Origin of the sequence: Alteromonas pelagimontana, from assembly GCF_002499975.2 — a bacterium.
Taxonomy (GTDB): domain Bacteria; phylum Pseudomonadota; class Gammaproteobacteria; order Enterobacterales; family Alteromonadaceae; genus Alteromonas; species Alteromonas pelagimontana.
Map to the genome: position 1 here is coordinate 4257360 of NZ_CP052766.1, position 14337 is coordinate 4271696.

11 protein-coding genes are annotated in these 14337 nt (G+C 46.2%); 3 read left to right on the top strand and 8 right to left on the bottom strand.

Translation table 11 applies throughout. The features are described 5' to 3' along the window. Positions 1-249 precede the first annotated feature (249 nt). From CA267_RS18660 to coxB, 4 genes are read right to left on the bottom strand one after another with little or no spacing between them, the layout of a single operon-like run. Positions 250-1053, bottom strand: coding sequence for a cytochrome c oxidase assembly protein (locus CA267_RS18660; protein WP_075609388.1), 804 nt, complete (start codon positions 1051-1053; stop codon positions 250-252). Then, a complete protein-coding gene (locus CA267_RS18665; RefSeq protein ID WP_075609387.1) occupies positions 1044-1385 on the bottom strand; it encodes a hypothetical protein in 342 nt (113 codons plus the stop codon). Before CA267_RS18665 ends, CA267_RS18660 begins: the two co-directional genes overlap by 10 nt. Continuing rightward, positions 1382-3889, bottom strand: a complete 2508-nt coding sequence (gene ctaD / locus CA267_RS18670; protein WP_097349230.1) for a cytochrome c oxidase subunit I — start codon at positions 3887-3889, stop codon at positions 1382-1384. The genes CA267_RS18665 and ctaD overlap by 4 nt, the downstream gene beginning before the upstream one ends. Then, positions 3882-4583, bottom strand: coding sequence for a cytochrome c oxidase subunit II (coxB, locus tag CA267_RS18675; RefSeq protein ID WP_075609385.1), 702 nt, complete (start codon positions 4581-4583; stop codon positions 3882-3884). Before coxB ends, ctaD begins: the two co-directional genes overlap by 8 nt. A 39-nt stretch (positions 4584-4622) precedes the next feature. On the opposite strand from coxB, the gene CA267_RS18680 reads away from it, so the two are divergent. Continuing rightward, positions 4623-5105, top strand: coding sequence for a DUF2231 domain-containing protein (locus tag CA267_RS18680; protein ID WP_075609384.1), 483 nt, complete (start codon positions 4623-4625; stop codon positions 5103-5105). On the opposite strand, the gene CA267_RS18685 is transcribed toward CA267_RS18680, so the two are convergent. The 3 genes from CA267_RS18685 to CA267_RS19180 form a co-directional block, all read right to left on the bottom strand. Continuing rightward, complete coding sequence (locus tag CA267_RS18685; protein WP_075610065.1) at positions 5102-5548, bottom strand: CopD family protein; 447 nt, start codon at positions 5546-5548, stop codon at positions 5102-5104. The two genes, CA267_RS18680 and CA267_RS18685, sit on opposite strands and share 4 nt — an antisense overlap. Positions 5549-6163: 615 nt before the next feature. After that, entirely contained in the window at positions 6164-6928 is a 765-nt protein-coding gene (locus CA267_RS18690) for an EAL domain-containing protein (protein ID WP_075610064.1), read from the bottom strand. A gap of 195 nt (positions 6929-7123) precedes the next feature. After that, positions 7124-8473 carry a methyl-accepting chemotaxis protein gene (locus CA267_RS19180; RefSeq protein ID WP_269748474.1) on the bottom strand — a complete coding sequence of 450 codons (1350 nt, stop codon included), beginning with the start codon at positions 8471-8473 and terminating at the stop codon, positions 7124-7126. 565 nt (positions 8474-9038) lie between these two features. Here CA267_RS19180 and CA267_RS18700 point away from each other — a divergent pair. Next, positions 9039-9848, top strand: coding sequence for a ferredoxin--NADP reductase (locus tag CA267_RS18700; RefSeq protein ID WP_075609383.1), 810 nt, complete (start codon positions 9039-9041; stop codon positions 9846-9848). Between the two features lie 213 nt (positions 9849-10061). Further along, a complete protein-coding gene (locus CA267_RS18705) occupies positions 10062-10253 on the top strand; it encodes a hypothetical protein (protein WP_075609382.1) in 192 nt (63 codons plus the stop codon). Positions 10254-10874: 621 nt separating this feature from the next. On the opposite strand, the gene CA267_RS18710 is transcribed toward CA267_RS18705, so the two are convergent. Further along, positions 10875-13844 carry a di-heme oxidoredictase family protein gene (locus CA267_RS18710; RefSeq protein WP_075609381.1) on the bottom strand — a complete coding sequence of 990 codons (2970 nt, stop codon included), beginning with the start codon at positions 13842-13844 and terminating at the stop codon, positions 10875-10877. Between the last annotated feature and the right edge of the window lie 493 nt (positions 13845-14337).

The following is a 14337-nucleotide window of genomic DNA, read 5'->3' on the forward strand; positions in this document are numbered from 1 at the left end:
TAGAGCACCGATATTCAAGTTAACGTAAATCGAAAAAGCGGAAGTTAAGGCCTTAGCTCTTCTTGTTTCTACCCCACTAATATAGCGGCATGTTTAAGCGGCCTTTGCAAACCTGATGTACGGTCTGCTGGTCAGTATTTTAAGTTCTAAACTCTAATTCAGACTGCAGGTGTAAAAAAAGCGATTAATATAGCGATTACGCCAAAGTCGCTAGGTACCCATACACTAGAGCGTCCCGATCAATAAAAGCTAATTATCGATAAATCGCCGCTGTAATTGCCGATACCAGCGATGACCTGCCCACATTGCTGCCGTTATATAAGGAATACCGCCTAACACCCACATGAGCAAACCTGCCAACTGCTGATCGGCTAAGTCGCGGGATTCACCATATAAAGGTTCTTTTGCAAAAGTCAGCAATGCGCCTAAAAACCCTGTGTGCATCAGTGTCAGCAACAGCGCCAATAATGCGTAAGGTACCTTGCGTGTAAAGGCATGGAGACACGCCCACCAAAACCATACTGCAGTTACTAAAAAGCAAGCGTGTTCAAATATATGAACCCATGGATTTTCGACCGCCAGCATATAGAACGCAGGTATGTGCCAAAACCAAATCATAAAGCCGTGGACATAGGCGCACACCATCGGGTACTGAGTAATTTTAAAGGCCGATTTCCATAACCATTTTCCATAGCGACCACACTCCCGATACAACTGAGGCAGCGGCCGAGCCAGTGCAAAGGCAGGAGCGATTATTACCATCATAAACATATGCTGAGTCATGTGCGCCGCAGAACTGTGTTCAGCCCACTCGTCAAGCGGTCCCAGAATCGTAAATAAGGTTATTACAGCCGTAATATGAAATACCCAGCGGCGCCAGGGCGTGGGGGTAGCATGCCGGGCGCCTAGCCAGTAAAGAATCCAAAACGCAAACACAACGGCAGCGGTCAAGCCAGCCGCAACAGCATCCTGCCCTTCACTGGTAATGGGATTATGCGCCCAGGCTGGTGCAGCCCATAGTACAGAAATAAATAAGATGTGTATTATAAACATGGCACTATCACCATCGTCGGCACACCGACTGCCAACGTCGCCAAACATCCAACAAGGTAAACTGCTGCCGCCAACCGCAAGGTGAAGCGGGCTTGCTTGACGCTGTCTTGCATACGACGCCAGCACAACAAAGCACACCAAGCCAGATAAGCAGAGGTAACAAGTGTGGATATCATCAGAGCGGCATTTATCCAATTGAAAACGCCGCTATCAGGTGGCGGAGGACTTACTACACAAGCGACAGACAAACCACCATAAATCGCTACAAACCACACCGCCCATATCACCAAGCCTGCTGTAATGTGCCAGGGATGTGTACTGACTATCTTCATGCGGCTTTCCAAACCAACGGCAGAAGCAAAAAGCTGGCGTAGCTAATCCAGAATATTGTCAGGCTGAATAACCACATCGGGTTCATAACAACGGGTTCGTAGGGCAACCTGGCACTGACATAGCCATAACCTGCACGTAATGCCTGTAAACCGGTTACTATCACACTTAAGCCACTATGAAATATTAAAAACGCTAACATTACCAAAAGGACTGCATCGTGGGCCAGTTTAGTATATTGAAGCTCGCTGGTTAAGGTAATCCACAATAGTACCAGCAGGTGTAACAGCCCTAATCCCGTAACCAGCCATAGCTGAATAACCAGGTGCTGATCGTTTCCTCCACACAGACGTTTTACCAAGCGTCTGTAAAGTACCACTGCGACTGTTAACAAGGCGCCGCTTAGCGCCATTTTTCCTAATGGAATAGCCGAAGATTCCGGAACAGCCCAGTTAGGAGCTACTGTCCATAAATAAAGCCAGCCAAAAAGCAACGATAAATACAAAGCACCATCAGCTAATAGCGTCACTGCCATTCCCCATAACCCAGGCCCGTCACACGTACGCGAATGTAGCGGCGGCTCGTCTCGCGCTTGTTCTTCAGGGGTAAGAGGCGCCATAGATTTGTGCGCTCCATTTTCCCAACTCCAGCGAAACAGAAAAACAGCCGCCACTACTGCCGCGCCCATGGCCACCGGATAGGCCCGCACTAATAAACTTATGCAAACGATTGCCAACGCTAAAGCGACCAATAGCGGCCACCATGAGTGACTAGGGATATGCATGACCTCTTTTAATTTGCCGGTAATCGCATCGGTACCATAAAGTTCGCGTCTTCCATGTTCAATGCTGCTAAGTCCGTGTACGCCTTGTGCCATACTACGGGGCAACCCCTGATCCTGCCACAGTGGATGACGATTTTCGATACGCGGGATACTAATGAAGTTGTAGGTGGTTGGCGGCGTTCCTGTCGCCCACTCTAACGTGTCTGCCATCCAGGGGTTATGGCTGGCCTTGGCGCCGAATTTAAAATGCATTATTACGTCGAGGATTAACATCCCCACGCCCATTGCCATGATAAAACCACCGAAGGAAGAGAGTAGATTTAGCCAATCCCAGCCAAGATCGCTTTGATAGGTAAATACCCGTCGAGGCATGCCCAAAAGACCAGTGATATGCATTAGTAGAAAAGTGATATTAAAACCTAGAAAAACCAGCCAAAATGCCCAGCTTCCTATTTTCTTAGAAGGCATTCTGCCAGAGAAGTGAGGTAACCAATAATAAAGCCCGCCAATCAAAGGAAAAAGCATCCCTCCGATCAACACGTAATGAAAATGAGCGACCACAAAATGCGTATCGTGAACTTGCCAATTGAACGGTACCAGAGCCAGCATGACCCCCGTAAGCCCGCCGCAGACAAAAATAAAAAGAAAGCCAAACATCCAAAGCATAGGCAACTGAAAGCTGACGCGACCAGTCCACAACGTTGCTATCCAGGCAAATACCTGAATGCCTGTGGGAATCGCAACCAGCATACTGGCCACGGAAAAAAATGCCTGCGCCAGTTGCGGAATTCCAACGGTAAACATGTGATGAACCCACAGGCCGAAGCTAATAAAGCCCATCGTGATTACCGCTAAGACTATCCAGCGGTATCCGACTAACGGACGACCAGCGAAAACAGGGAGAATGGTGGAAACAATACCCGCAGCAGGTAAAAATATAATGTATACCTCTGGATGCCCGAACAGCCAGAACAAATGTTGCCATAGCACCGGGTCGCCACCTGCGGCCGAATCAAAAAAAGGCATTCCAGCAGCGCGCTCAAGTTCAAGTAAGATACTGGCAAAAATTAACGGCGGAAAGCCAAAAACAATCATTAATGCCATGGCTAAAATATACCAGGCAAAAATGGGCATTTTGCCGAGTGTCATTCCGGGTGCCCGAGTACGTAGAATAGATACAGTTAACTCAATGCCGGCTGAAACCGCAGAAATCTCTACAAAAGTAATTCCCAACAGCCAAAAATCAGAACCGGGGCCGGGGGAGAATTCTGCACTTGATAAAGGCGTGTACATGAACCACCCGGCATCTGGTGCGATACCAAGAAGCAAGCTAGAGGTTATGATGAGGCCGCCAAACAGATAGCAGTAGTAACCTAACGCGCTGAGGCGCGGAAACACCAGATCACGGGTACCGATCATCTTGGGTATCAAGTACATCGCCGCCCCTTCCAGCACCGGGATAGCAAAGAGAAACATCATCACCGTGCCATGCATAGTAAATACCTGAGCATAGAGATCCGGACTTAACAGGTCATGTTCCGGTAACGCTAGCTGAGTGCGAATGAGCATCGCTAAGATGCCACCCAGCAGGAAGAAAACCACACCGGTCAACATGAATCTCAAGCTAATAGAAGTGTGATTTACAGCCGCTAATGCTCCCCATCCGGGTAGGTTGTCCCAAACCCTGGAAAACTTGGCATCAAGCACAGATTCCCTATTCATTCTTTCCCTCATGTTGTTGTGCCAGCCAGTTTTTAAAATCTGATGCAGAATGTGCAACTACCTCAAATTTCATAAATGCGTGTGATTGCCCGCAATATTCTGCGCATTGCCCACCATAACTTCCTGGTTTATCAGCCTGTATTCGCACCACATTAGTACGACCCGGAATCGCGTCTATTTTACCGCCCAGTCGCGGCACCCAAAAGCCGTGAATAACATCTGCACTGGTTACATACACATCAATTGGCGTATCGACAGGGATGTGTATTTCATCGGTGAGTTGAATGTTCTGCTTCGGGTACTTCACCTGCCACTCCCACCGCTTAGCATGAACGTCAATATGTAGCGCGCGAGCATCTGGCCATGGCATCATTTTGTGACCCTCCGGAATACCAAACGCTAGCAGTACCGTCATGGCAACCACGGGTAAACCAGTTCCGCCAGCCAAGATAAACCGGTTGAGAACCCGGCGGACTTCTAAATCACTGTAGTCGCGACTACGTTTTCGCATCGCATACCACCAGAGCCCGCAAACACCAAAAAGCACTAATGTAGCAACGATAAACATTCCCCACCAGATCCATGCCACTGATCGAGCATACGGACCAGCAGGATCCAACGTAGAATAATAGCCACTACAGCCCGATAGCAGCAAGACACTGAAAATAAGGAATACTTCTGCTACTCTGGTCATTCTACTCCTTCTCTAACCATCACAGAGCGAGACGCCAATATGTCTAAAGCCAGAATTAACAGTCGCGCAGCAATTAAAGGTCACCCTCTGCATCCGGCTTTGATCCATTTTCCCATAGCGGCGCTGCTTTTGCTGATTGTTACTGACATTGTCTTTGTCTTCACTGATGATCCCTTTTGGGCAGGAGCCAGCTTCTGGTTGGCAGCTGTGGGTCTGGCAGGTGGTATCGTTGCAAGTTTGCCAGGGGCTATCGACGTTTTCTCCATGCGCTTGATTCGGCGAATTGTTGCAGCCTGGGCTCATGGTGTGCTGGCGATAATGATGCTGTCGCTGGCCACCCTTAACCTGATGTTGCGTTTGGGTGATGATCCCGGGGCCCTGATTATGCCCTGGGGCCTGTATATCAGCATACTCGCAGGAATAATGATTAACGTTGCTGGTTCGCTGGGTGCCCAATTGGTGTTCGAATATGGTGTAGGAATGGATATCCCGCAGGAAGAAGAACGTCGGGTGAAGCCTTAAAGTCGCCATGGGAAAGCCTCCGGTATGGCAGGCTTTGCCAGCACCACCCATACCACAGCGACAATACAGCTGCTCGTCAACACAAACAGTATCCAGCTAAACGTCTTTAAATTACGCAGTTCATTACGTTCGAGTCGCGTAATAAGCAGCCCCATACTGGCGTGAGAGGCTGTCATCAAACTCACCAGCGTAAGTTTTACAAACAACCAGAACGTCACCTTTTCACCTACCACAAAGACCAACGTTCCAGCGATAATAGCAATGATGGCGGCTGGCGATGCTACGTGGGTAAAAACCAATCGTGCCAAAGAACCGATGTCGGTGGGCAGACGGTGATAATGTTCCTGCTCTTGTGCTGTGTGCACGACCAAAATAGGCACATACAGCACTGCCGCCGTCCACACGAGTAACGATAGTATATGCAGGATCAAAAACCACAGCACAGAAAATTTCTCCAAAAATAATTGAATTTAACCAAATTAATCTTCTTAGACTGGAACCCAGCTTGCCAGAAATGCATTAGAATTCAAGCCAAAGCATCTGCGGCACTCGCTTTGTCATGTAACGCGGATTTAACAAATATTGTGTGCTAATAACAGGTTATTTTTCTAGGTTGGTAAAACGGCTACGCTTCTTCTACATCTTTTTAAGCTTTCAACTTATACATCGCAATAGCGCCGTAGGGTTCAAAAATGAAAATTTAAAGAGTGTTCTGCTGAGTCGGTAGGCACGGCTATTATCCGCTGTATTGATAATACTAATCTGCCCAAAGAATACCCTACAGCAGTTAATTCGCTACGTTGCCTTTATTTGAACGAAACAATTGTTCGAAGCGAAGCGGCGCCTTTTTCATGAACCGCTGAATGAATTATGAGAGGAATTATTGTCAGTATGGATTGCTTATAACAGGAAATAACTTGCAGACAAGCTTCAAACCGGGATCTTTTCTAACCGGAACATTAGCCGTTAATGTGATAAAAGAGGGGCTATCAGCCCCTGCTATTCATGAACGGCAACTCGCATAAGGAAACAAAATAGTGTTTGGCTTATAGTTGGAGTTATGTAAACCGATTGCCGTCTACTTCGATGAAGGCTTCAAACTGTGGTTTGGCAAAAAAGTAACCTTGCTGTTTGGTTATTCCCATTTCAGCTAAACAATCTCTTTCGCCTTTCGATTCAACGCCCTCGGCCAATATATCAACCTCTAACGCTTTCGCAAGATTAGCGATAGCAGCGACGATAGTCTTTTTCTTTGCCTTTTGGTGAATATTTCGAATAAGTTTCATGTCCAGCTTGATACTGTTCGGTTCAAGCTCTGCCAACCAGTCCAGATTTGCATAACCAGAGCCAAAATCATCAAACGCGGTAGAAAAACCTATTTTTTTATAGTAATCGATTATTTCTTTTAGACGAACTGTATCGGTAACCTGCTCGGTTTCGACGATTTCAAAGGTGATATTCTGTAAAGGAAAACCGTACTTTTCCGCGGCTGCTAAGGTAGTGCGAATACAAAGCTCAGGCCGATATATCGCACCTGGCAAAAAGTTAATATTCAACCGTTTAGTCAAGCCCGATTTTGCTGCAAGGGCAATTGCTTTTACGCGGCATGCCTGATCAAAGCGGTAAATATTTTCTGCCGTAACTTTTTCAATTACACTAAACGCAGGCTCATTGGCCAATCCACGAACCAGTGCCTCATAACCAAACACGCACTTGTTTTCTAAATCCACTAATGGCTGAAAAGCCATCGAAAAGTTAAAATCTAAAGCTTTACCATTGCGGCACCCTTCACATGAGAGTATCGGCGCTTTAGTTTCAATAATATGTAGAGGGAGCTCTTCCTTGAACACATTTGAAAACTTCACTCTGTATTCCTGCCCAAATTTACTTTTTAACGTGTCTCAACGCAGGATGCAACCTGCAAAGCAACTCTCTGCCTGATTTTCGCAACGAATAGCCATAACGACAAAAGAGATCTTGTTACGGTTACTTAGCGAATGGTAAGCATCAATAAATATTTAACCGCTAACCAACCGCACGTCCAGGTCTGGCTTCTTCTTAGTCCAGACGACTCGATAACTGGGATACTGCTTCGACATTTTTTCCGCGCCGGCCTGAATGTTGTCGATAACTTCATGAGTGCTACGAATATGTTCTACAACTTCCTCGGCCGTTGTCATACTTTGCGTGATCGTTATCACCGAATCTTTTGTCAGCCTTTCGTTATTAGAAAAAACATTCATTATTTCTTCTGTTGACTTTGAGGTACGTGAGGCAAGCTGCCTGACTTCATCTGCAACAACGGCAAACCCTCTACCCTGGTCTCCGGCCCTTGCAGCTTCTATAGCGGCATTTAACGCAAGAAGATTGGTTTGATCAGCGATACTGCCTATGGCGCTGACCATTTTGCTGATCGTACTGGATTGCTCTTCCAATGCTTTAATTTTTTGTGATGCAACGGCCATGTGGTCAGATAATTTTTCCATTACCAAAGCGGTGTCCTGCATCAGCTTTAGTCCCTTTTCTGCACATTCACCTGTGGAAATGGATGTATCAGCAGCAAGCACAGCTGCCTCGTTAACAAGATTTTCCCGACGTACCTGCTGAGAAATATCAGTGGCAAATTTAACTATTTTATAAAGCTTTCCATAAGAATCGAATATCGGATTATAAGTAGCTTCAAGCCAAACAGTTTGCCCTTTTTTGTTAACCCGCTTAAACCGTGAAGCGATATATTGCCCCTGATTCAACCGGTGCCAAAACTGAGCATATTCATCACTGCGGCGCTCTTCCTCAGTACAAAAAATCTGGTGGTGCCTTCCTTGAACTTCGTTGAGCGAATACCCCACGGTTTGAAGAAAAAGACTATTAGCCGTAATAATTTCGCCCGAGGGGAAAAATTCGATTACTGCCATTGAACGATGCAAGGCAGATATGAGGTTTTCATTCTGTTTGGACGCTTCAATGGTACGAGTGAGGTTATTTCCAAATACATCGAAGCTCTGACATTTACCTTGCAAATCAAAAATCGGCTGTAAAATCACTCTTAACCAGACAAGCTTTTCGTATTTACCAACTTCAACTGCGCCGGCCCAATGATGCTTGCTCTTTATTGCAGCTGCCAATTGGCGAAAATGTTCTGACGTTTGCGCGCGCTTAGGTACTAAGTCAACAAAGGCAGATCCCACAATGTGGTGTTTTTTAAACCCGCTTTCACTCTCGAAAAGCTCATTAACTTCTGAAATAATGCCTTCATTATCTAAGGTAAGATGCAGCATTTCTGACTTTAAACTATCAAAAATCTGGTCGTAGGAGGCGACTTTTTCTTCTGCGCTACGTAACTGCAGCTTCAGTTGACTATTAAACACAACAACACCTTCAATTTTCCCTTCCGGGAAAGGTATATGATCAATATTTACCTGGAATTATAACGGAATTTGGGGAATCCAAATACCGAATTTCTTCTTCACTTAGAACATTGAATGTTGAAAAACCGGGGAAAGTGTCAACTTACAGTAGTGCGAAGAGCACATGAATCTACCCGGGTTTTGTCATAGTCAAAGGAGGCGGCCTCTCGGCCTGAGCATAGCCAGCGTCTGAAAATATATACTCATACAGCTAACCACATAAGTTACGCGTTACCCCCGGGAACTTCTTTCAGCTTATCAACACTTCAGTAGGTACTTCTACCCGTTATCTCTAAGTGATGCGGGGATACTGTGATGAGGGCTGTAATCATAACGACGGTCTGCGATAAATTATCGCTCTTTTGAGGAGGAAGACTTAAGCAACTGTTGAAGTTCGGCGTCCAGGTGCGCATGTAGTACTTATTCCCATACAGGAACATTAATTAGCAAAACCGGTAATGAGAACTATTATCAATGACGAATGTGTGACATCATTCGCTAATGGCGTCCAACGGGATAATTTTTTATGCGAAATCTAATCAATGCCACAGTTACCGCTGTTCATCACTGGAGTGAAACGTTATTTAGTTTCAAAATAACTCGCGAACCTTCTTTTCGATTCGAAAACGGCCAGTTTGTGATGATTGGCCTGGAAGTTGACGGTAAGCCGTTGCTGCGAGCGTACAGCATCGCCAGTCCTAACTATGAGGACGAGTTGGAATTTTTTAGTATTAAGGTCCCGAACGGAGCGCTGACTTCTCGCCTTCAAAACGTCAAGCCGGGCGACAATATTATGATGTCAATTCGCCCCGCTGGCACTTTGGTCGCAGGTCATTTGTTGCCGGGTAAGCGTCTTTTTCTTCTTGCCACCGGAACGGGCCTGGCGCCGTTTTTGAGTATCATTAAAGATCCCTTTCTGTACGAGAATTTCGAGAAGATAATTTTGGTGCATGGGACCCGGTTCGCTTCAGAACTTGCCTATCAACAGGAAATCGAAACGGAACTTCCGCAGAATCCCTATTTCGGGGAAGACGTTAAAGAAAAGTTACTTTATTATCCTTCGATTACCCGCGAGCCCTATGAATACAACAGTTTAAAAAAGGTCGATGGGCTATGTTCCCACCGCGGGCGCATCACTACGTTACTGGAGACGGGAAAGCTGGTAAAGGATCTTGAGCTACCGCCGCTTTCGCCTGAAAGCGACCGGTTTATGTTATGCGGAAATGATGCGATGCTGGCGGATCTCTCGAATTGGCTCACCTCGCAAGGGTTTTCTAAAGCGACCTCGCGCATGCAAGGGCATTTCGTCATTGAACAAGCATTTTTAGAAAGATAAGTGAGGAAATTACTTTTTCTGTCGAAGTAGTGATCTAACTTGCGCTGAAGGCGATAAAAAATGTACAGGCTGAAGAAATAGGATGTATCAACTTGCTGCTGAACAATCCATTTTCTTCATATTGTAATATTTTTATCATCACTCGATATTGACATAGCTTTTTCAATATGTTTTAGGTATAATACTTGTTCAGTTAATTAGCAGGGATGGACTATGCAAAGTTCTAAAGACCATGGCTTGCGCGGCAGTAGCGTTTTTGATCGGGTTCGCGCAACCTTATCACGATTAAAAGCGAAACTGAGACAACACCCTTATGCGATCGCGGCCCTAATCGGACGCAAAAACACTCAGCGCGCGCTGGGTTGTAAAATCGCCAAGAAATCGAAGCTGCTCAGCGATAGCTAAAAGATAAAACCGGCCACTTGGCCGGTTTTTTTGCGTTTGGCGAAATTTTTTTTACTTCCTTAGCTAAGGCGAGTTGGCCTTTCTGTCTCTTTTTACATCGATTGCAGTTTCTTTATAATTTGTCTTGCTCTTTGTTGCTCACTATTTAATCAGGCAGTTTTTTATCAAGAAGGGCTCCATAGCTCGCGCCGCAATAAAATAAGTTATTTTGAACGAAATCCGGACGCCAAAGATCAATACGCCCTAAAGCTCCCCACCTTTTTTACCAGTTTCTATGACAACCAACTGCAAGGCTGATTTTCAACTCATGCCCATTGTTGGGGAAAAGATTAACGCAATGCTAACCCGTATTAATGTGTAGTTCCTCAGCGCTAACATTTTCAAGTTTTGACAAGTCAGTTTCGTGAAGGTTTGGGGGCTAAATCCAACGCACTTGGCGCAGTTCAAACGTGTAAAAGTCGCGCCCGAAGAAAGAGAGATGCATCACCTTGCCGGGGGGCGAAAGGCCATTAGTTTGCATTGCTCGAAGTACATTAACCTTCATTTTGCAATCACTTAAGCAGCTTAACTAACGGCCTCTCAATCACACTAATCAATTTCTTATCATTGCGAGCATCAGTATTACAATGAGTTTAAAAAAGCTAACACTGCTGACTGGTCCGACGCAGACAAGCTTTCAAAAGCAATTCTAGACGCTTCAGCTTCTCCACCGTGCCAGAGTATCGCTTCTTCGATAGAACGTGCACGACCATCATGCAGGTAACTGTGCTCAGGAGTACAATACTCATTGCCCTGGCCACCAATATCATTGGTCACGCCGCCAGTTACACATGCAGACAACCCGATTCCCCACAGTGGTGTAGTCCGCCATTCAGCGCCTGTGGCATTGCCTTCTCCTAAATTGTCAGCCAGACCTTCACCCATGTCATGTAAGAGTAAATCCGTGTATGGATGAATGGTTTGTCCTCGTAATTCGGCAAGCGGATGAAATTGAGAAGTTTCCATGGTTTCAACGTGACAGCCATTACACCCGATTTGACTGAACAGCGACTTACCATTTTGCACAGAAGGGTCATCAAGGTCTCGCTGAGCTCTTACGCCTAACAACGAGATATACTTCACCATCATGTCTAGTTTGGCATCTGACACTTCCACCCCACTGCTTCCACATTCAGTCTGTGACGAGCCACAATCAGGATTAGGGAATAAGCTATTGGTCACCCCCATATCCGTATTGAAAGCGCCTGCCACCTGATGCCGGATATCCGCTTTACCTGCCTTCCAACCAAACCGGCCCAACCGCGTTTCACCAGTTTGGGCATCTGCAACACGTTGAGCTTTTCCGGATATTCCATCACCATTGTCATCATTTACGTCTTCCCGAGATAACACAGTATTTTCTGGAATAGCTTCCAGCAAACCCAAGCCCACCAACTGTGGCGCGATTCGAGCTGAAAAGCGTGCAGGTGTTGATTTACTAAATTGATAGTTAGGCGATCTTAAGCCGTTATTTTCTGTCCAGGAATCAATGACCACTTGTCCTTCACCGTCAGTAGCATCGTTTATTCCAATATTGTTAGGTTGCAGCACATACCCCAGGAGCGGGTCGGCGTTTCCATTGATATCAGCAACTTTAAACTGCCATTTTACCAAGGGTTCACCCGGTTCAACAGGAGCTGCACGACCGTTTCGCTCGTGACAGCCGGCACAGCTTGCAGTAATGTAATGAGGACCCGCTTTTCCCACAACATCAGTAAATATCCCGTTTTCGCTTACATGCTCATTATGTTTACCATCAATAAAGCTGCTGTGATGAATACGTCTTCCTTGTACAAAAGCCTGGCCGTTAACATTTGACAGATTGGTCGCCATCTGCATGAAATGATTGTCAGGCTCATGAGTGTAATTGTAAGGTAAAGTGGTATGGCCGCCTAACCAACCAGCTTCAGCAATGGGATAGGAATCTTCCCGCTCAGAAGATTTATCTGCAAAATCGCCTTTTGTTTTCCACGGAACCAATCCCTGCCCCACAATATATAAATAGGTAGTGCCGTAGTAATTATCCCGCCCCTCCGGCGCGCCATCAAGAAACTGACTGGCTTCAAATTCCATGCGTTGCCCGATTTCTAATGGAATAGTTCCATTGGACGGCTCCCAGTTAAGCGGACGGTAATCTTCAATAATCACCTGATACCGATATTGCTCACCTACATCGCTGATTTTATTGAAGTCATAGTCGTAGCTACCGTGGTCCAGTTCCACCACGGCGCCACCGCCAAAGTAGTTACCATGATATTCAGCTACAGTATTCAGACCGCGATAAAACGCTCTAAATTCTCTCGCTCCCAGTTTCCACTCGGTAACAAAGGTAATTTCTAATGAAGACCCTCCTTTTGCTACATAGTCGACAATCTGAAACTGGGCTGTCCGGTGCGTCCAATAATGGGAGAGATAATGGTCATAAATTTGGAACTGATCTTCTTTTGCGTGCCGATCCCGGCCGCGATCAGCGAAGCGCGTCACTAGCGCATCTCCACGGTCAAAGCTGATGGCCGGCTCAAGCGCAGTGGAGCTATCGTAAAGTGGAACGATGCTTCCGGTTGAAACCACAACACATCCATCGTGGTCAACTTGCACGCCCGCAGCCGTATTGGGGCATCGATCATGGCTATCACTGACACCGTCGTTGTCGGTGTCTGATTCCCCTGCACTACTTGGAGCAAAGGCTATCCAGTTAAGGTTAAACTCGCCGCCGGTAACATTGACTCTTAATCTATGCGAACCAGAATCACTGACCGTTAACTGACCCGTTGAGCGTGTTTCGAAATTCTGCCAGCCTCCTGTACTTACTACTGATTGGGAAGCAAACGTATTGCCATCAAGAGACAGGGAGAAGCCCGCCCCACCAGTTTCGGAAGCAACGCGGGCGCTGACGTCGTAGGTACCAGCATTGAGTTCAACAGTGTACTCTAGCCATTCACCCGCGGCTGTCCAGCCTACGTTGAAGCCACCACCACTGTCACCGGTAGCTTCGATGTCCACATCATCCGAACGGAATTCACCACCTGCGTTTCCAGTGGTAGTATCAAAATAATTCGCATAATCTTCAGCTTCAACTATGACGCCACTGGGACTGTCGCCGTCAGGGTCGCTATCTTCGGCGGTGACGGTATAGGTTACGGGTGAAGTATCAGTGACCGAACCATTGCTTTGCAGGTATGTGAACCAATAAGTAATTTCATCATCAACAGAAAGACCATTGAGGTGAGTCACATTCTGGCCCGCTTCAATAGTCATTCTGATGTTTTGCTGCCCTCCCCCGTTCACCTGATAGTGAACATCCGCCCAATCACTGGTATTAACGTAAAACGTCACGCTGCCAGGGCTGTTCTGTTCTATGCCCGTATCACCTGCCTGCGCAGAAGTCAGTATGCCAGCAAGCGGGATTACGGCGCCGCTGCTAACACTGGTGTTCAGCAAAAACGCTGTCTGTAGCGGCTGACTGGAAACATTAGTAGCAGCGACAGAGAAAACGCTACTGATTATCAGAGATAAGGTTCTTGATTTAAAGTGTGCAGGTCGTATTGCCATGTTGGTGTCTCCTTGGTGCAAGAATGAGCATCATCAACGCTGAGAAAATGCGGCTTGTCGTGATAATTTTCGAACAACTTTCAAAAAATTAACGCAAACGGTAATGCTGGTGAGGTCTACGCTTTTATTGTCATGGCTAACATGCTGCGCTTCGGGCCTCGCTACGCGTTCAAGAGCTGCAAAACTCATCATATTCAGATTTTTTGGTGCGACTAACATTGGTTTTCACATAAACTTAACATGGTAGCGCTTACATTTCCAATAAACGTTAATACTTTGTTATTTTTATTATCAAGAATCTTCGGAGGTTGCATCAAATAATCCTGATTCGTCTGGAGTGTGCTTACTCAACGTGAGAATTTTTCAACTGATGACAAGTCAAGTGTAGGGAAGGTTTAGTGGGGCCAAACCGCACGTAATTGGCGCAGCACAGAAGCTGAAAAAGCCGCGCCCGAAGGAGATAGAGGGATACATCAAGACGGATTAGGATAAA